Here is an 18,556-nt window from a genome sequence, read left to right as displayed (position 1 = left end):
GTTTGAGGGCAGAAGTGGTTCGATCTTCTCCCACTGCTCATCAGTGAAGACTCGGTGTCGTTGCTGTGTAGTCACGTCTCCACCGTGCCAGTCCTGGAATGGTCAATAAAGGAGACACGCCCTAGTTGGTATCCGCGGGCGTGCCTGTGGTCGAAGTAGTCATTGGCGAGTTCGGACAAGTCGTCATTTGTCGGAGTCGGGCTCATGGCAGCCGCCCCCAGACGGGTGCCAATGCTCGTAAAGGTTCAGCATCCAGTCGCGCGTAGGACAGAGACTGAGCGGAATCGGCGTGGCCCAACAGCTGGCGGATACTTTCGAGATCACCACCACTGGCCAATATTCCAGCGGCGAGGGTATGGCGGAGACGGTGAGCATAGACCCCGGTAAGGCCGGCCGCTTTCGCGCGAGCGGTCACGACGTTGCTGATCCCGCTGCGTCCCAGCGCTGTCACCGGTGCTAGGCTGCGGATGAATACGTGACGGACACCTGATTTGGCGTGCCTGACTCGCAGGTACTGGACGAGGGTGTCACCGACGTCCGTGGGCATCGGCAGAACGAGGACTCTCCCGTTCTTACCGATAACTTGCAACGCTGGTTGGTGCCAATCAATGTCGTCTAAGGTCAGTTGCGCAATTTCACCGACTCGCACGCCCAGGCGGGTAAGCATGACGATGATCGCCAGATCGCGTTTATCCACGGGAGTGCTGGAGTCGATGGAGGCGATGAGCGTGGCGACTTGGTCAGCAGGAAGTCCTTGAGGAAGTCGGGCAGGAGACCGATGCACGGACAGAACCAGTGCCGACTTATCAACAGTCGCATGCCCGTTGATCGCCGCCCACGATAAGAGTGATCGTAAGAGTGCGGCCAAGCATTGCGTCGCTGAGGACGAATAGTGGTGGGAGAAATCCAAGACGTAGTCGTTGATCAACTCGGCATTCGCCACGCCCCAGTCCAAGACGCCGTTGTCATCTTCGATGAGGTCGAGGAAGGGGCCGGCCCAGGCTTTGGCTTTCCCGATCCAACTGTGCCCGAATCCGATTGAGCGTAGCTCCGAACACCATTGAGATAGGCAAATCTGTGCGTTACCGCGTGTTTCAGGGTCCTGGGCTGGTGAGAGGTGTTGGGTGGTGCGAAGGAACCGTTCGACAGCCGCTGTTGATTCGTTCGCGACTTTGTGGCTGGGATGCGCCGTGTTGTCGGCCTGAACCAATGTGGGGATTGTTTGTAGTTGAAGGTCGGTGATCGCGATGGAGTCGCGGCCCATCCACTCGCCGAGCCGGAGTGCAGCGCGAACAATGTTGTGGGACGTCGTGAGTGCGTACCCCTGGTCGGAAAGCCACACGATGAGCTCTCTCATCAGTGGTTTCATAGGACCACCATTGCGGCGGGGATGTATCCCCAGCTCTGTCCACCAGTCGTCGGTGAGGCCTGTGTCTGCTGGTCGGTTCATGGCTATAGCCTTTCTCCTGGAGTCGGGAGAAAAGCATGTCAGTCTTTGGTTATGCCGACATTTGAACTATCTGTGACGCTGTCATGAGGTGGAACACCCCGGAAGTCGGCATAATCCAAACATCGGCATAAGCTCTGAACTCCGTCTATAAGGCTGAACTCATCGACCGGAAGGAGTGGTCGGGGTTGATTGAGGTGATGGCTGGGACGTCGAAGTGGGTGGCTTGGTACAACCAGTCCAGACTGCATTCAGCGATTGACTACCGACCGCCGCTCGAGGTCCGTTCGGAATGGATCAACCAGTCCGCGGCAGACTCCGCGGCTGCTTAGGAAACCAAGAAAAGGAGCCTCTACGAAACCCGGGGCTTGACATCATGTGATGTGACACGGGTTGCTGCACGGGATCTGCCGCTGAGATCACACCCGTTGAACCTGCTCTAGTGTGTTTGATCACTGGTTCGGGGAGGACCTCGGAAAGGCGAGTCAACATGGTAGCGGTCTGGATCAGGCGAGTGAGCGGGTCGACGATCACGAGCTCCCGCAAGGGGAAACTCCGCACGCCCACCGGTCCCTAAAAGAGGGACAGACTATGCATTCGTCTGGGTGAATCTTTGCCGGCCGCGGGCACCTAGTCTGTCTCACAGACCGGTTCTACTGATCGGACAGACGATCTGAGGAGAGGAAATCATGATTGGAAGTAAAGCACTGGTATTCGCCTCGCAACTTGTTGTCGTCGTGGTTGCAAGCGCGGTATCTGGGATGATCATGCAATTTGCTGAGGCGAACAGTTGGTTGCAACTCATAGTTGGAGTTGCATGTTCTGTCGCGACAGTCGTTGCTTTTCGACGGGTCGTCCGGCGCTCGGAGAAGCGAAATGTAGCCGAGCTCTCGGGTCACGATTTTGCTTCGCGAATCTCACTGGGAGTGCTCATTGGGTTAGCTATGGCCGGATTCGTTTTTGGAAGCATGGCACTGCTCGGTAGCTATCGCGTCCAGGGCCTGGGTTCACCGTCCAACGCGGTCGGTCTTGCCGGCTTCATGATTGCAGTCGGAGTGACCGAGGAACTCCTCTATCGTGGCGTTATCTTCCGTGTGGTGGAGCGTGTGGCGGGGACATGGATTTCGCTCGTTGGCACGGGGGCAATGTTTGGGGGGCTGCATCTTTTCAACCCTCGCGCCGACCTCTGGGGGGCGTTTGCAATCATGGTTGAGGCTGGTGTCATGCTCGCCGCGGCTTACGTGGCGACACGAAGCTTGTGGACAGTCATCGGTATCCATGTTGCGTGGAATTATGCGATCGGTGGAATATTTGGGACTGAAGTTTCCGGTAGTGGAACGCCCACCGGTCTGCTAGATGCCTCGACCTCGGGCAACCCCTGGGTGACCGGAGGGGATTTCGGTCCAGAAGGGAGTCTGTACACCGTCGCCGCGGGTCTCACACTGACCCTAGTATTCTGCCTGATCGCCCACAGGAAAGGGAACATTGTGCGTGCACCGTGGCGAGCCAAGCGGACTCCCGTAATCAGTACACTGGACCTATGAAACCGTCTGGATCGCTCTCGCGGCTGTGGCTCACCACCGACATTCGATAGCGGAATTGACTCTCGCTGTTTTCCTCGCGGCAGTGTCGTTGATCCCTTCTCTACAGAGTCAGGGCACACACAGGGCGATTTTGAGCAAGGCTGCTGTGGTTGGCGGGTTGGCCGCGCTGACCTTGGTCTCTTATCTCTATGCGACCCGTGAAGCTACTCTAATCCCCGTGATGATCGCGATCGCTCTCTACCCAGCACTGCCGGTGATTCTCTCTTTGGTTGTGCTCAAAAACGGTTGAGCACAACACAGATCGGCGGAATCGGCATCACCGCCATCGTTCTCCCCCTCATCAATATAGCTGGATAGCAGCAGGGAGCCGCCTCAGAATCGGCAGCCAACCCTGCAGATCAGAAATCAATAACGTTGACTCTGATGTCATCGTTATTTAAGTTGGCGCTGATGAAAAAGGGCCGCATGGATACATGAACCAAGCGAAGCCGACCTACGATTCGTCCGATCATTTGTGATCTCATCAGGAAGCCTGGAGGCTCTCGCCAAGCTCTATGAGGTGCAAAGGCTACCCACCGCTGATGCGGATGTCTACGCCGGCGATGAGAACTGGAGGGGCATTGAGGTGCCCGCCGGTGACAAGTTCGCGTGGAGGCCCGACTCCTCCTATGTCCGCCGTCCGCCCTATTTCGACGGCATGACAGCCGAACCCGATTCCGCCCACGACATCACCGGCGCCAGGCATCTTCCCGATGGGGAGGAGATGAGCATCTTCGATGCCTCGCAGCGCTATCTCGACGAGCAGGTGCCTCTGATCGTCATTGCCGGCGCCGAATACGGTTCGGGCTCGTCGCGTGACTGGGCGGCCAAAGGCACTGCCCTGTTGGGCGTCAAGGCGGTGCTAGCTGAGTCCTTCGAGCGCATCCACCGCTCCAACCTCATCGGCATGGGAGTCCTTCCGCTGCAGTTCGACGCCGGGGACACGGCGGAGAGTCTGGGAATCACCGGCGATGGGGTCTTCTCCATCACTGGGCTCGAGGGCAGGGACGAGCTCCCCTCGGAGGTCACCGTGCGAGCAGGCGAGGGCGAAGGGATGAAAGAGTTCACAGCCGAGGTCCGGGTCGACACCCCAGCCGAGGAGGCCTACTACATCCACGGCGGAATCCTGCCCTACGTGCTGCGGCAGCTCCTGTGAGGACCGATCGGACGATTCTACCCGAGTGAGTCAGCCCCGTCCAGGTCTGACATGTCGAGGACGAACCGGTACCGCACGTCGTTGTCTGCGAGCCGCCTGAGCGCTGTGTCGATCTGGGCCGATGGCAGCACTTCCACCTCGGGGACGACTCCGTGGTCTGCACAGAACTGGAGCATCTCGGCGGTCGAGGGCCGGCCGCCGCTGCCGGCGGCGGTGAGCTTCTTCCGGCCCATGAGCAGATCGGTGACCTCCACGGTGACCGGTCCGAGGTAGCCGAGGACGCTGAGGGTCCCGTTCATCCCGACCAGGTTGAGATAGGCCGCAAGGTCGTGTGGTGCTGAGACGGTGTCGATGACGATGTCGAAGCTTTCCCGCGCCTCGGCCATCTGCACCGAGTCGGTGGAGACGACGAACCCGTGTGCGCCGAGGCGGCGGGCGTCCTCTGCCTTGTCCGGCGTACGGCTGATCACGGTCGTGGTGGCACCGAGTGCGACCGCGAACTTCACAGCGAGATGACCGAGACCGCCGAGGCCGACCACGGCGACGCGTGCGCCCGGCCCGACTTCCAGTGCTCGCAACGGCTCCCAGACGGTGATGCCTGCACACATCAGCGGTGCAGCCGCCACTGGATCGAGCCCGGCGGGGAGCCGGTAGGCGAAGCCCTCACGAACGACGTACTCCCGTGAGAATCCGCCCAGAGTCGTCGACCCGTCGACACGGTCCCTGCCGCCGTAGGTGAGGGTGGGAAACGAATGACAGAAGTTCTCCTGTCCCGCCCGGCACATCGAGCACTGCCCGCAGGAGTCAACGATATTGCCCACCGCGACGGTGTCGCCAACGGAGAAGGCGGTCACATCCGGCCCGACCTCGCTGACGACACCGGTGAACTCGTGCCCCGGAACGAGGGGCGAGTGTCCGTCGTGACCACGCAGTGCCTGCAGGTCGCTGTGGCAGAGCCCGCAGTAGTCGACTCTCACGGCAATGTCGTCCGGTCGCAGCTCACGGCGCTCGAGCGGTGCTGACCTCAGCCCTTCCGGGGCGGCGGCCAGCCAGCCGATGGTTGTTCGCATCGCGCATCTCCTCAAACAGACTGTTCGGTCTGTTCAGCGTAATGCCGATTGAGACGCGAGGCAAACCAACTGGTCTGTTTGGTATAGTGAGCGCATGCCCGAACTGCCTCAGACCCGCCGCGGGGCGGCGACCTATCAGCGCATCCTCGACGCCGCCACCAGGGAGTTCGCCGAGCACGGGATCGCAGGAGCGCGAGTCGAGCGGATCGTTTCGGCCGCGCGGACGAACAAGGCCCAGCTCTACGCCTACTTCGGTGACAAGGAGCAGCTCTTCGACGCGATCTTCCTCAACTCCCTGGACCGCATCACCAACACGACGCCCATCGATGCCGATGACCTCGCTGATTGGGCCGTGCGCCTCTACGATGAGTACCTTCGCCGCCCGGACCTCATCCGCCTGGCGACCTGGACGAGGCTGGAACGAACGCCGACGGGCCACCTCATCGAGTCCCACGATGATCACGATGAACACAAACTGGCCGCCATCGCCGCAGCTCAGGCGACGGGCCGGGTCCGCGACGGCGACCCATTCGACATCATGGCGATGGTCATCGCGATGTCGATGGCGTGGTCACCGGTCAGCAGTGTCTATGCCGCAGACAGCAGCGAACCCGCCGAGGTGCACGCCTCCCGCCGTGCCCTGTTGCGCGAGTGCGTCAGCCGGGCGATGCGGCCCCACTGACTCGCTGTCGTCGTCGCCCCTCCGGCCAGCGCACGAAGCTCTGGTCGCGGACGCGGAATCCGAGTAAGCTGACCGGCAGTGTGGTCCGTCGCGAAGGCGGAGAGTTCTCAAGGGGACGAGTCGAATGGCCGGCTTCGGTGGTATTGCTTCACAGGTCTATGGGCTGTTCACGCGCAATTCGCGTGCGGCCAACTCTGTCATCGACTACGCCGCCCCCGGCCCGGGCGATCGCGTCCTCGACGTCGGATGCGGAGCTGGCAGTGCCGTGGCCTATTCCGCACAACGTGTGGGTGCCGCCGACGTCTTCGCGATCGACCCCTCTCCGACGTTCGTGAGAATGGTGCGCCGGCGGGTCCCCGAAGCCGATGTTCGCGTGGCCGGGGCCGAGGATGTGCCCTTCGACGAGGGTTCATTCACCCTGATCTGGTCGATCGCCTCCATGCATCACTGGGACGACCGCGATCGCGGACTGTCTGCGCTTGTGCGCACTCTGGCACCCGGCGGGCGTCTGGTCATCGCGGAACGAGCGCTCAAGAGACCCGGTCATGGGATAACAGCCGATCAGTCCGAAGCCGTGATGGCTTCTCTCAGAAAGATCGGACAGACAGGGGTGCACGCAGTTGATCGTCGAGCGGGTCGATGGCACATGACTCTCATCGAGTCCGCGCGCCCGCTCACTCCTGCAACGGGTCACGCTCTCGCCCTCTGAACAGGGCGACCGCAACAGCGTGTCTGATAAATGTTGTAACCAGGCGACATCACGGTGGTTAGATCAAGCGAACGTCACCACCACTGAGGGGTGGGCCAGGCATACCGTGGGCCACACCGGGATCTCCCATTCATCCAGTATCAATGCCACCTCTCCTTGCGTCCTTGCATCAGTCCCTCCCTCGGCGTCAGCAGGACAATGGCACTTCGCTGGCTGGTTGCATGCCGAGCTCACGCATCACGAACGCCAACCACTCGGTATCACTAGCGATCGCGATTTCCCGATTGTTCGCTGCGCCGTGGCCGGAGTCGTCCCAGATCCTTAGTAGCACCGGCCGTTCTCCGCCGACGGACAGCATGCGAGCGACGAATTTGCGGGCGTGCCACGGCGGGCATCGGGGGTCTGTTGCCCCGGCGACGACGTACACGGCGGGATATCGGACACTCTTCCTTACGAGCTGGTAAGGCGAGAAGCCGGCGAGCCTTCGCACCTCATCGGGGTCTTCGGGGTCGGCATACTCCTGGCTGATCACCATCCTCCCATAGGCGTCTCGACAGGCCCCTAATAAGTCGAGTAAGGGCACCCTCGGAACGACCGCTCGCCAGAGATCTGGTCGTTGCGTGATCGCTGCTCCGGCGAGCAGACCACCATTCGATCCCCCTGTGAGAGACATGAGCTCAGGGGTGCTCACCCCCGAAGTGATGAGATCTTCAGCAACGGCGTAGACGTCGTTGAAAGAGTTTTGCTTCTGTTGCATTCTGCCCTGCTGCCACCAGTCAAAGCCTAGATCAGAGCCCCCACGCAGGTGCGTGTGTACGAACACGCCCCCGGCCTCGACGAAGGCTGCGATCGGCCCGGGGTACTGCGGCACCCACGGAGTGTTGAAGCCACCATACCCGGAAATGAGCACGGGTTGCACGGTGCTGAGCGAGACGTCGGCTCGATGCACCAAATGGTAGGGCACCTGCGCTCCGTCCGATGCGGTAGCCCAGCGATCCTCGACAACCGCGTTTTCGATCGTAGCAGCAGGCTGATCTAACGCCTCGAGCTCCCCGGTTGCGATTACGTACCTGTAACGTACCCACGACTGGGTGAGCGACGTGAAGCTTAGGAAGAGATCTGTGGGATGGGTTCGCCTGACCGCACCCAGCATGGCAAATGGAGGCACACCGACCGCACCACGATCGGGCAGTGGCACCTCGCCGAGTAACTCCCCATCTAGCGAGACGATTCGGATCCGGGCATAGGTGCCTACCATTTCCGTCACAAAGAGGCAGTTTCCGACAGGCTGCACGGACTGGATGACAGCCTCGGAGGGCGGGACCACGCTACGCCATTCGGTCGGGTCCGAGGCGCTCTCGCTACAGTCCAGGGAGATCCCAACAACCCGTCCACGAGGGGACCACCGATCAGTCACCATCGCGATATACTCGTCCCCGACAGGGTGGCCGGCGACCGAACCGTCGAAACCTCGGACGAATGGCCTCCAAATCGGTGTCTCGGCGGGGGATTCCCCACGGGCCTCTTCGACGGTGCCAGGTTCGTCGAGAGCGGCGATCGCAGTCGGGCGCGGTCGGGGTATCCCCTCGAGCAGGATTGCGTACCGGCCGTCGGGTGCCACCGTGACGACTCGGTAGTCGGGGGCCTCGGGCTCGGGGATTTCCACCTCCGTTGTCCGCGCAACGTCGTAGCGACGATGGAAGAAGATTTTCTGGTCGAAAGCCGTGGCCTCTCCCTCGATAGCGCTGAAGTAGAAGCCGGAGGAATCGGGAAGCCAAGCTACGCCGCAGGTCCAGTGATCCATTAACACCTGCGTGGGAGGATCAGGTAGTTCGTGCCCCGAAACGACATCGATGAGGCGGATCGTGTTCTGCTCGCTTCCATCGAAGCACACTCCCAGAGCGAGTGTGCTTCCATTTGGCGACGGGGCGATCCAAGAAACGTGAGGGGGGCGGGTTTCATTATTCTCTATTGTGTCGAAGAGCACGCGGCCGGGGCCGAGTGGTTCGCTGCTGGCAACTACACGAACGCCCTCACTGTCTTCCGAAGAAACCTTTCGGAACCACAACCCAGCTGCCCATTCCGGCAGCTCCGCAAAACGCGGAGTGCTGTGTCTGGCCACGGATTCCCGCAGCGCATTGGTATGCGGCCAGGGGGCAAGATACTGCTCTACTCGTTTTTCCTGCTCGTCCTGCCAGCGTCGGACATCGTCTGACGCGCCTTCCAACCATCGGTATGGATCGGAGAACCGTACTCCGGCAAGTAGTTCATCAATGTCCTCCACTCGAGCATCTAATTCCTGTGTATTCACTCTAGACCTCCATCTACGCTGGTCCTGGTTCGTCGCCCTTCGGTGGCTGGGGCTCGACGGGTTGTCCGTCCTCTCAACACTGTCGAACAAAGAAGGCATCGGCTATCTATCTCCGTAGCATGATGTTCCGGCTACGCTCGACAATTGACGAATTACGGGTCAGTCGTCTTCCGTGAGGCGGATGATTTTGAGGCTTGGGTGTGCGATAAGTTGATCGTCGCCGCGATTCAGATCGAGACCGGCAACCGCCTGAACCCGACGAAGTCGGTAGTAGAAACCCGTGCGTTGGATGTAGAGTTGCTCGGAGGTGACCTTAACTTTACCTCCACAGCTCAATAACGTCTCGAGCGTAGTCAGTAAGGAGTCGCCGACATTCTCGCGTTTCCCTGGCTCACTGAGACCAGTAGGGACCGCGGCGGTGAGGACTTCTGACGGTATCTGAGTGCGTGGTCGTAGATACCAATTGATTCCACGCACACCACCGTACCGAGGTCGGTAACGCGGCACGAGGCTCGGATCGCGCGCCGGGCCTCTTCGTAAGGGTGCCAAGCTTCGTCAAGCTCGCTTTAAGATCGGCCGACGCCGACGCGGCAACACTCATCGGTGTGCTCAGTCACGACGTTTCGTAGCTTTTTGGCGATTCTATCACTTTGTCGCGGGAGCGGGCGCTGGCGATGTCCGAGACGAGCATCAAGACAGCACCGCCACATTCCAGAGAGAGTATGTCGGGCCGGCAGCGTGCTCCTCATAGTCGCGAGTGCGGATGAGAGCGCGAGCCTTCACTCCTCAGTGGTGAGGTGCGTTGGGCGATCGAACTCGCAGGCGGTCTTCCTGAATGTTCGGGAGACGAACTCGCCTTCCTAGGCGATTTCGGCTGACGCAAGCTCTCGTTCGCTGTCGTTGCCGATCATCTTCGAAACGAGCCGGTACTCTTGTTCCCGGTCGATTCCTGCCATCAAATGCTCCCGATGGAGGATAATGGCGGTTGCGTCCGCAGACTGTTTCAGAGCTTGATGGGTTTCGTCGTCTACGGTGCTCTCGGAGGCGAGGCCCCAGACGAACCCACACAGCACGTTCTCGTGGACGATGCGGAATCCGAGACCCGATTCGTTCGTTCCAAGCCCCGTACGCGTGGTCACGCCAAATGGATCGTTCGTCTCATCGGCACTGGTGTAGACCAGTTCCACGACCTCCTGATGGAACTGTTCTGAAGGATCGACTGGGGACTGAATGCGGGCTGTAAGCGAGAAGCCGCAGCCGTGTGTCGTCGATGCCACCGACCGCTGTGGTCTGCGTGCGAGGTCTTCAGCGACGTATTGCAATTTCGAAGCCATGCCGAGAGCATATCCAGGTCACCTCCGACAACACACTTCACACTTCGGGGATCCGGGTTTCGACTGTCGCGATGCTTCGGGCGGCTTCCAATACAGGTTGCAGAACTGCCAGGGCTGCGACATCGCCGGTGATTTCGACTTCGGGCGTCGGCAATTCGCGTCCTTCCCGTTCCGCCAAAGCCACCTGCATCGCCGTCGTCCAACTCGTGTGTAAAGTAACGTCTGAAGGCAGAGTCGGTACACCCAAGATGAATCTGACTCCATGGTCGGATGCCTCGAATGTCCAGTATTCGATGCCCGACGGCGCGCGTTCGAGACGATACGTCAGCGCCCGCCTTCTCCCTAACGAGGTGACGTTCGCGAGTAGCTCGGTGGACTCACGGAGACGATCGTTCATCTGCGCAACATGTTCGGGCGACATAAATTCGGGGATCAACATAGCTGTAGCTCCATTCTTGTTACTGTGCTGCGACGATTCTGACTCCCCCTCCAGCTCAATACGCACTGCGGTCGACGGAATCTCGGATCAGTGTTTTCGATCATTGTCGGACGCGATCTGACTTGATTCGGACATTCGTCGGTGGAGCCAGTGAGTCTTCTCGGAGATGATGAGGGCACTCGTTATTCACCCCAACCGATGTAGGAGTCTATCAATGTCACTTGTCCCCGAGGATGCCCTCGAGCTGCAGTTCCTACGCGATGCACGCCTATCTCCGGACGGAAGAAACGCAGCATATACTGTATCGTCAAGCGACCGTTCGGATCTCTCGGACTCTTGCACTTTGTGGCTGCTCGATCTGGAATCTGGAGAACGGCACGCGCTCACGGATGAGACCAGTATCGCGATGTCCCCACGTTGGTCGCCCGATGGCCGCACGGTCGCCTATTACCAAGCCGCCCCCGTGCCGGCGCTCATGATCGTTCCGGTAGACGGCAGCCAAGCTCCCCGCGCTGTCACAGAGCCGGGCACTCTCGTCGCCGGCGCACCATCATGGTCACCGGACGGCCGACAAATTGCGGTGTCAGCCGGCACCATGCTGCAACCGGATGACACCGTGGTCAGGATCACCAGCAGGGTCCACCGAGCTGAGGGCTTTGGGCCGATCGATCTCATGTCGCTCGGTATCTGTGTCGTGGACATTGAAGACAACAGTCAGCGCACCTTAGTTCATGGCTCCGCCCGGTTCCAGTGTACTGAGCCACAATGGTCTCCGCAGGGCAATCGTATCCTCTTTCAAGCGAACTTCGACGAAGACGGCGCGCTGTTCGGATTCCCCACCCTCCGTTGCGTAGACGTGGTCTCAGGCGAGGTGGAGGACGTGCTCGGTTCCTGGGGTGGCTGTCAGTCGGCGGCCTGGCTTCCCGACGGAGAACGGATCGCCTTTGTCGGTGCGGAAGCGAACTGGCGAGTGATGACGAACATGGCGTTTTGGGTCACAACTCCCGGGGCAACTCCGGAGCGGCGTACCCCGGTAGGCCCTTGGCATGTCAGCCCGCGGATCTATCAAGACGGTCCGATCTGGGACCTAGTCTCCACAGGCGGTCTGGTCGTCGAATCCGAAGACCGCGCAAGCATCACGGTACAGAAGGGCGGAGCGGTCGAGATCTGGGACGTCTCATTGGCGGGGGCGATTGAATGTATACCGGTGGTCACTGGGGATCGCAGCTGCATCCTGCTCGATGCGAATCCCGACGTCGGCCATCTGTACGTGGGAACTGATTTCTTCCAACCGACCGAACTGTTTCTCGTCGACTCAAACAACGTTGAGAGGCAACTCACCCACCTCAACAGCGAGCTGCTCGAGCGTTGGCCTGCGATTCAGGTGGATCACTTGGACGTCACGGCGCACGACGGGCACGATTTCGAGGGCTGGTTCCTTAGCCCGGCTGGTTCCGACGGTCCGCTACCGACCGTACTGCACATTCACGGCGGCCCCTACACCGCGGTTGGCTACGCGTTCCGCTTCGATTTTCGCATGCTGGCCTCATACGGGATGGGCGTGATGTTCTCCAACTTCCGTGGATCGGCAGGGTACGGGCAGGAGCACATGGACGCAATCGGCGATGATTGGGGCAGCGCAGGCTTTCCGGATCATATGGCCACGATTGACGCGGCAATCTCGCGCGGACTCGCCGACGGCGAACAACTAGGGGTCTGGGGGGCCTCCCACGGTGGCCTCGCGACGAGTTGGATCGTCGGGCATAGTGACCGCTTCGCTGCGGCCGTCGCCGAATCAGCGATCACTGACTTCACAATGGCTTACTACACTAGTGACCTGCCAGACGTCTGGCAGGCGCAGCACGGCGGCACCCCGGCCGAAGTCGGGGAGCTTATGCGGATGCGTTCTCCTCTCACCTATGCGACGAACGCCGTCACGCCGACGCTTATGCTGCACTGCGAAGGCGACCTGAGATGTCCGCTCAGCCAGGCTGAGGCGTTCCAACGCGCCTTGCTGGACGCAGGATGCATCAGCGAGCTCGTGATGATCCGCGGTGGCAACCATATCGCCGACGCAACAGGGCCAGCTCCGATACGCCTGGCACAGGATAAAGCGCTTCTCGACTGGTTCCAACGCTACCTACTGCACGATACGTCCACGCCCGAGACGAACGACTTGGCCGGACACGCCGAATCTGTGAAACGCTCGTGATGTCCCGCCGACAATCTCCACAAATCGACGACGCATCGATCCGCACGCTCATCGAACACCTGCATTGTCCCGGCCCTGGCACGATGAGAGACGTCACGGACGTCACCTGCTCTCCCGATGGCACAAGCATCGCGTGTTCAATCGAGGTTGCAGCAGAAAATAAGCACGGTCGACAGCATATCGTTTACATCATTGATGTCGAGACAGGGAAGCTGACTCGGTTGGAGCCCGGCGTACGCCCAACGTGGTCAGGTGATGGGAACCTGCTCGCATACTGCGTCGGTGATTCTGAGATCGCGGTGCGTGCCATCACGACGAACTCCACCCGACGGTACCGATTTCAGGGAATTATCGAGGACGTACGGTTTTCGGCTCGCGGTTCGCGTCTGCTGGCGCGCGTCGCCGAGCCTGGCGCACACCGATCCACTGCCAACGGGGCGACTGTTGTGCCAGGAGACGAAAAAGGAGACGATGGTGGCACCTCGCCAGATATTCGGACCGTCGGCGAAGCCGCACCTCGGGTTGAACGGACGATAGAGACACAGGGATGGCGGCGCCTCTGGGTGCTCGATGTCGAAACCCACGAGCCCGCCCAACTGCTCTCACCTGAGCAGGTCAATATCTGGGAGGCTGACTGGGCCGGCGATGAAGTCGTGGCCATTGCCTCCGACAGGCCGGATGAGAACGCGTGGTACGACGCACAGGTCGTCGTACTCAGTGTGAGGACCGCGGCGCGCAAACTTGAGATGCCCGAGGGCCAGTTTGGCTTCGTCCGCGGGTCGTCGGACGGGACACATGTCGCCTGTATCGCCGCGTTCTGTAGCGACCGCGGTCTTGTGGCCGGAAACGTGATGCTGGCCGATCTCGAAAGCGGTCAGGTCGAGCACGTCCTCACCGATGACGTGGACATCACTTCGCTTGCATGGCGCGACAACGCATCACTGCTCGCCTCGGGACAGCGAAACCTCGAAACGGTCGTGGGAGTCATCAGTCTAAGTGGATCGTGGCGCCCAGTATGGGCGACCGAGGAACGTACTTGCGGGCACTGGTATCCTGCGGTTGAACCGCTGACGGAAGCCGGAGCCGACAGCTTCGCAGCGGTAGTCCATTCCTATTACGAACCGCCGGCTCTTACCCTGTTCGGCCCCTTCGGCGAACGCAGAATAATCGATACGGCGAATAAGGGGACCGACGAACTTGTGAAACGCGGAGGGTCGCTCCGTATCGAGCGTTGGAATGCGCCCGACGGCCTCAAGGTCGAGAGCCTCCTGGCGATTCCGGACACGCCTGGACCGCACCCGATGCTCGTACTAATCCACGGCGGCCCGGTCGCGGCATATCGGACTTCGTGGCACCTCATCTACGGCTGGACTCAACTCCTTGTCGCCGCCGGATTCGCCGTGTTGCACCCAAATCCACGCGGCAGCGGAGGTCGTGGACAATCGTTCGCGAAACTCGTGCGCGGTGACATCGGCGGCGCCGACACCACGGATATCACTAGCGGGGTGCGCGCCATGGTCAACCGTGGCGTAGCCGATCCATCTCGTGTATCTGTGGCCGGCCGAAGCTATGGAGGTTTCATGGCCGCGTGGTCGATCACTCAAACCACCGACTTCACAGCAGCGATCGTGATGGCACCGGCAACTAATTGGTGCAGTCTTCACTTCTCATCGAACCTCACACGGTTCGCCGAAACCTTCCTCGGAGACGAGGTGACGAATCCGAACGGATACTACTTCACGAGGAGTCCGGTCTTCTTCGCGGATCAGGTAAACGGGCCCGTACTCAACATCGCCGGAGCCGGGGACCTCACGGCACCACCAACCCAGTCAATGGAATTCCACCAAGCGCTGGGCCACCAAGGACGCGACTCGACGCTAGTCATCTACCCCGAGGACGGCCACCACATTGAGTCGCGCCATGCAACCATCGACTTGATGCATCGCATCATCGACTTCCTCGGTTCGACCGCAGGAACTCGGTGACGCACAAGTCGTGCCCGCTCACAGTAGCCACCCCTACCCGAAAGGACCATCATGGACATGACCCGCAGTCTCTTCGCTCCGCTGGCCGCGAACGGACTCACTTCTCTGAAGTTGCAATACGACTGGCGGACCGGTGAGCACCTGATGTCGGCTGGTCGTGAATGGGAACCCAATCAGAGTTTCTCAGATTATGGCGAGGCTTTCGACGTCTCAAGCCTAAGAACTAGGGACGGGCTGGCTTTGAATACGCGCCAGACACTCAATCTCTACGCCGATCATGGATTGGCAGAATATCTCAACCAGATACTTGACCTGCTACGGCAAGGCCGACATGCCGGTATCGAGGCCTATTACCATGCTGGGCGTGATATTCGCTTCATGTGCCACCAACACAGCCGCAAACTCGGTCTGCGTAACCGTCGACACGCCATTTTCGCGGGAGGTATCCGACGGCATACTCGCGAAGAGGACGAGATCGATGTTGTCATTGACGGGCTCAATCTCAGCCGGGCGATGAGCTTCAAGAACATCGCGGCTGGCCTTGATTTCGGCGGTTCCAAAACGACCGTACAAATGGACGAGCTACTGCTGAATGATCTGGAATCGATTGGGTTCCTCGCCTTCGCGGTCGATCGTTGTAGAACCTTCACCGGTCCGGATATGAACTTCCCGACTGCGATGTCTGACATCATCAACAAGCATTACTCCCCTCAGTTCACAGGCGGACCAGCTTCGCCCCTGGGAGAGACGGGGAGGCCGACAGCATACGGCACATTTCTCGCTCTACAGGAGGTACTCCGCCTCAATGAGGGTAACAGTGCACTGGACGGTTACAGCATCGTTGTCATTGGTCTCGGCGCTGTCGGCTGGACGCTAGCGGAAATGCTTCACGAAGCTGGAGGCGACCTGCATATTGCAGATCTCGATGTGGATCGGGTCGAGAGGTTCACTGCAAAACACCCCGATGGAAGAGTCGCGCCGATCGCCATCGATGACGCGCTCGGGTTCAATGGCGATATCCTATGCCCGGCAGCCGTCGGCGGGCTGCTCGATGAGGAGACAATCGCCAAGCTTCGGTACCGCTACGTGTTCGGCCCGGCGAACAACCAGCTGAAAGCGACTAATCAAGCCGAGGAGGAGCGCCTAGCGAGGCTGTTGGCAGATCGCGGGATCTTCTTCCAGACAGAGTGGTGGCACAACACAGCAGGAGTCATGTGCGGCGCCGAAGAGTACGTCAATGGCACGAAAGCTTCCTCCGGAACCTTATACCGTCGGATTGAAGAGACGATTCCGAGCCGTACTCGGAAGAACCTGTTGCAGGCGCGTGCGCTCGGGATCACTCCGACAGAGAACGCCTACCGGACCTGCCTCGATACCATCTATGGCTAGGATGCTCCCCCATTCAAAATGAGCTCTTGCCCGCGCCGGGATAGCATCATCAGCGAAACGCGTGGACTGCACAACCCCACGACCCACCACGGAGCTTTCCAGCATTGACCAATGCATAGAGGGCTTTAAGATGCGTCATCGATGGTTTAACGACGACATCACCGGGCTCCACGCGCAGTCTTTCATATAGTGCTCTCACGTCGCCGGCCGGACCAGCGGAAGAAAGACGTCATCGACAATGTCCACGATTTCATGTTCATCTAGAGGCTTCATCGATACTATGAGATGGTGCTGGTACAAGTCGTTCACAATACTCCGGACTCGCGGAGTGAGGCGGGTTGGGTCGATTTCGCCTCGCGCGACGGCGTGGTCAAGTATTCGCTCGAACACGCCGCCGTCGCGAGTACCGAGCCGGACGGCGAGATCCCGGATGGTCGTTCCAGTCGTCCGATACATTCCCGCTAGTTGTGCAATTGCGAGTGCAGCTACCGGCGCACGACGCTCACTAGCCTGGCGGAGAAAAGCGATCACATCATCACGAAGATTCCCGGTCTCAGGTTCTTCCATCGGCAAGCGATCGAGCACATCTCTCGCGGCTGCCGCCACAAGCTCATATTTGGTTGTCCATCGCCGGTAGACGACGGGCTTGCTCGTGCTAGCTCGACGCGCGACGGCGTCAAAGGTCAGCGCGTCATAGCCTTTGGTCACGAGCTCTTCCCATGCCGCTTCAAGTAGAGCCCGGTTGAGGGTTTTGCCCCGCCGACGGCGCGGAACAAAATCGTCACTCATAGCCACCTCCTCCAGGTCCAGACCATCATGCCATGAATTTAAGATCCTTATGGTATCTTATTAATTGGTCGTAAGGAGCCGCCCGAAAGGAAGACAACATGAAAACTCTCATCTCCGGCGCCGGGTTTGCCGGCCTAAGCACCGCTATAAATCTGTCCCGCGCTGGACACGACATTACGATCGTCGAGCGTGCACCCTATATCCGCGACACAGGGGCTCCCCTCGATATTCGAGGCAAGGCCATCACGGTCGCAGAGGCAATGGGAATCCTGCCTGCGCTCGAAGCCTCGCGCGCGGGATTAAGCGAGAATATGACGATCGTCGACGCGAATGGCAGCGAGATCGCCCCGTTACCCGGAGACGATGTCAGTGACTCCGTTGACGACATCGAGATCGAACGTCCCGACCTCGTCCAGATCATGCTCGAACACCTGGGTGAAAACGTCGACGTTATCTACAATGACTCAATAGAAACGATCGATGATCGAGGAAAATCGGTTGGCGTTGAATTCGTCTCCGGGCGCCGCGAATCATTTGACCTAGTTGTCGGCGCCGACGGGGTCCACTCATTGACTCGTCGACTGGTGTTCGGCCCCGAGACTCAGTTCAGGCAGTTCCTCGGGATGTACATCGCGCTTGCTCGCGTTCCGAGCGGAACTGTCAGTGACCGTCACGCCAAAACATACTCCTGGCCGGATCACATGGTTTCCATGGCACCGTACGGCGGCCACGTCACAGCCGCGATGTACTTTCGGCAAGAGTGGCTTGATTACGATTACCACGACCCCAGCGCACAGAAGCAACTGGCGCTTGAGGAGCTCGCCGGCCACGATGAGTGGCTCATACCCATAGTCCGCAATGCCATCGAAGCTGATCCTGACTTCTACTTTGATTCCGTCAACCAAGTGCACATGGATACATACCATCGAGGGCGTGTGGTCCTCGTCGGTGACGCTGGATACTGCCCGTCCCCGCTTTCCGGTCGCGGCCTTTCGCTCGCCATGCTTGGAGCATCTCATCTTGCACAAGCGCTCAGCGATTATCCCTGGGAACTTGAGCGCGCTTTGAACACCTATGAAACAGTGCAACGCCCGCATGTAGTCCGCGCGCAGGACACCGCTGCCGACGGCGGGGATCTGCTCGTGCCAGCCACCCAGGAAGAGCTCGACAAGCGCAATGCACGGCTACGCGCTGCGCAAAGTGCCTGACGCTCAACACGCATACAGTGGGCAAGACGGACCATCTACTTTTCTGCGCTGAAACCAAAGCTCCTGACCCCCGAGCAGAATCTTCACGATTGATCGACGTGTCACAGATCACATCGACCAGTGTGTGGCTTCCCCGGCGATCAGAGTCCCCGACACCGGCATATTCCTGAGTTGCTCGGCGTCGCAGTCACGCGGATCGAGGTCCGTAACTACGATATCGGCGACGTCTCCCACCGATACAG

General features: G+C 59.9%; 15 protein-coding genes and 1 pseudogene. 10 read left to right on the top strand and 6 right to left on the bottom strand.

Annotated features, from left to right (window positions below):
- Window positions 1–202 precede the first annotated feature (202 nt).
- A complete protein-coding gene (locus tag EB835_RS19965) occupies window positions 203–1,357 on the bottom strand; it encodes a tyrosine-type recombinase/integrase (protein WP_168216811.1) in 1,155 nt (384 codons plus the stop codon).
- Window positions 1,358–2,136: 779 nt separating this feature from the next.
- On the opposite strand from EB835_RS19965, the gene EB835_RS19955 reads away from it, so the two are divergent.
- The 3 genes and pseudogenes from EB835_RS19955 to EB835_RS19950 all read left to right on the top strand — a co-directional run.
- Entirely contained in the window at window positions 2,137–2,991 is an 855-nt protein-coding gene (locus tag EB835_RS19955; RefSeq protein WP_205749994.1) for a CPBP family intramembrane glutamic endopeptidase, read from the top strand.
- Window positions 2,992–3,121: 130 nt separating this feature from the next.
- On the top strand, window positions 3,122–3,280 hold the full coding sequence (locus tag EB835_RS20360) for a hypothetical protein (protein ID WP_168216810.1): 159 nt from the start codon (window positions 3,122–3,124) through the stop codon (window positions 3,278–3,280).
- A gap of 294 nt (window positions 3,281–3,574) precedes the next feature.
- Window positions 3,575–4,186, top strand: a pseudogene (locus EB835_RS19950) (hypothetical protein); the annotation flags it as partial.
- 17 nt (window positions 4,187–4,203) lie between these two features.
- Here the strand turns inward: EB835_RS19950 and EB835_RS19945 are convergent.
- Window positions 4,204–5,256: an NAD(P)-dependent alcohol dehydrogenase gene (locus EB835_RS19945; protein WP_135811163.1), complete on the bottom strand. Its 1,053-nt coding sequence runs from the start codon at window positions 5,254–5,256 to the stop codon at window positions 4,204–4,206.
- Between the two features lie 94 nt (window positions 5,257–5,350).
- Between EB835_RS19945 and EB835_RS19940 the strand changes: the two genes are divergently transcribed.
- A complete protein-coding gene (locus EB835_RS19940; protein ID WP_135811162.1) occupies window positions 5,351–5,938 on the top strand; it encodes a TetR/AcrR family transcriptional regulator in 588 nt (195 codons plus the stop codon).
- A gap of 124 nt (window positions 5,939–6,062) precedes the next feature.
- Complete coding sequence (locus tag EB835_RS19935) at window positions 6,063–6,647, top strand: class I SAM-dependent methyltransferase (RefSeq protein ID WP_135811161.1); 585 nt, start codon at window positions 6,063–6,065, stop codon at window positions 6,645–6,647.
- A 187-nt stretch (window positions 6,648–6,834) separates the two neighbouring features.
- On the opposite strand, the gene EB835_RS19930 is transcribed toward EB835_RS19935, so the two are convergent.
- Entirely contained in the window at window positions 6,835–8,931 is a 2,097-nt protein-coding gene (locus EB835_RS19930; RefSeq protein ID WP_205749993.1) for a prolyl oligopeptidase family serine peptidase, read from the bottom strand.
- A gap of 171 nt (window positions 8,932–9,102) precedes the next feature.
- Here EB835_RS19930 and EB835_RS20730 point away from each other — a divergent pair, with 171 nt between their 5' ends.
- A complete protein-coding gene (locus EB835_RS20730; RefSeq protein WP_240688884.1) occupies window positions 9,103–9,297 on the top strand; it encodes a hypothetical protein in 195 nt (64 codons plus the stop codon).
- A gap of 521 nt (window positions 9,298–9,818) precedes the next feature.
- Here EB835_RS20730 and EB835_RS19920 read toward each other — a convergent pair.
- Entirely contained in the window at window positions 9,819–10,292 is a 474-nt protein-coding gene (locus EB835_RS19920) for a hypothetical protein (RefSeq protein WP_135811158.1), read from the bottom strand.
- Between the two features lie 37 nt (window positions 10,293–10,329).
- Window positions 10,330–10,731, bottom strand: coding sequence for a hypothetical protein (locus EB835_RS19915; protein ID WP_135811157.1), 402 nt, complete (start codon window positions 10,729–10,731; stop codon window positions 10,330–10,332).
- A 343-nt stretch (window positions 10,732–11,074) separates the two neighbouring features.
- Here EB835_RS19915 and EB835_RS19910 point away from each other — a divergent pair, with 343 nt between their 5' ends.
- From EB835_RS19910 to EB835_RS19900, 3 genes are all read left to right on the top strand, one after another.
- Window positions 11,075–12,943, top strand: a complete 1,869-nt coding sequence (locus EB835_RS19910; RefSeq protein ID WP_168216808.1) for a S9 family peptidase — start codon at window positions 11,075–11,077, stop codon at window positions 12,941–12,943.
- 83 nt (window positions 12,944–13,026) lie between these two features.
- Window positions 13,027–14,928 (top strand): S9 family peptidase, encoded by a 1,902-nt coding sequence (locus EB835_RS19905; protein ID WP_205749992.1) that lies wholly within the window; start codon window positions 13,027–13,029, stop codon window positions 14,926–14,928.
- A 51-nt stretch (window positions 14,929–14,979) separates the two neighbouring features.
- Complete coding sequence (locus EB835_RS19900) at window positions 14,980–16,317, top strand: Glu/Leu/Phe/Val dehydrogenase dimerization domain-containing protein (protein ID WP_240688883.1); 1,338 nt, start codon at window positions 14,980–14,982, stop codon at window positions 16,315–16,317.
- Window positions 16,318–16,512: 195 nt separating this feature from the next.
- Here EB835_RS19900 and EB835_RS19895 read toward each other — a convergent pair whose 3' ends face one another.
- On the bottom strand, window positions 16,513–17,106 hold the full coding sequence (locus EB835_RS19895; protein ID WP_135811154.1) for a TetR/AcrR family transcriptional regulator: 594 nt from the start codon (window positions 17,104–17,106) through the stop codon (window positions 16,513–16,515).
- Between the two features lie 98 nt (window positions 17,107–17,204).
- Between EB835_RS19895 and EB835_RS19890 the strand changes: the two genes are divergently transcribed.
- Complete coding sequence (locus EB835_RS19890; RefSeq protein ID WP_135811153.1) at window positions 17,205–18,314, top strand: FAD-dependent monooxygenase; 1,110 nt, start codon at window positions 17,205–17,207, stop codon at window positions 18,312–18,314.
- The last annotated feature ends 242 nt before the right edge of the window (window positions 18,315–18,556 follow it).

The organism is Brevibacterium sp. S22, from assembly GCF_004745485.1.
Lineage (GTDB): Bacteria > Actinomycetota > Actinomycetes > Actinomycetales > Brevibacteriaceae > Brevibacterium.
This window is presented reverse-complemented; position numbering and strand designations above follow the sequence as displayed.

Bases quoted from the DNA above. Each gene is read 5' to 3' on its own strand.
- EB835_RS19965 (WP_168216811.1), bottom strand. From the start codon at position 1,357: ATGAGAGAGCTCATCGTGTGGCTTTCCGACCAGGGGTACGCACTCACG.
- EB835_RS19955 (WP_205749994.1), top strand. From the start codon at position 2,137: ATGATTGGAAGTAAAGCACTGGTATTCGCCTCGCAACTTGTTGTCGTC.
- EB835_RS19945 (WP_135811163.1), bottom strand. From the start codon at position 5,256: ATGCGAACAACCATCGGCTGGCTGGCCGCCGCCCCGGAAGGGCTGAGG.
- EB835_RS19940 (WP_135811162.1), top strand. From the start codon at position 5,351: ATGCCCGAACTGCCTCAGACCCGCCGCGGGGCGGCGACCTATCAGCGC.
- EB835_RS19935 (WP_135811161.1), top strand. From the start codon at position 6,063: ATGGCCGGCTTCGGTGGTATTGCTTCACAGGTCTATGGGCTGTTCACG.
- EB835_RS19920 (WP_135811158.1), bottom strand. From the start codon at position 10,292: ATGGCTTCGAAATTGCAATACGTCGCTGAAGACCTCGCACGCAGACCA.
- EB835_RS19915 (WP_135811157.1), bottom strand. From the start codon at position 10,731: ATGTTGATCCCCGAATTTATGTCGCCCGAACATGTTGCGCAGATGAAC.
- EB835_RS19905 (WP_205749992.1), top strand. From the start codon at position 13,027: ATGAGAGACGTCACGGACGTCACCTGCTCTCCCGATGGCACAAGCATC.
- EB835_RS19900 (WP_240688883.1), top strand. From the start codon at position 14,980: ATGGACATGACCCGCAGTCTCTTCGCTCCGCTGGCCGCGAACGGACTC.
- EB835_RS19895 (WP_135811154.1), bottom strand. From the start codon at position 17,106: ATGAGTGACGATTTTGTTCCGCGCCGTCGGCGGGGCAAAACCCTCAAC.
- EB835_RS19890 (WP_135811153.1), top strand. From the start codon at position 17,205: ATGAAAACTCTCATCTCCGGCGCCGGGTTTGCCGGCCTAAGCACCGCT.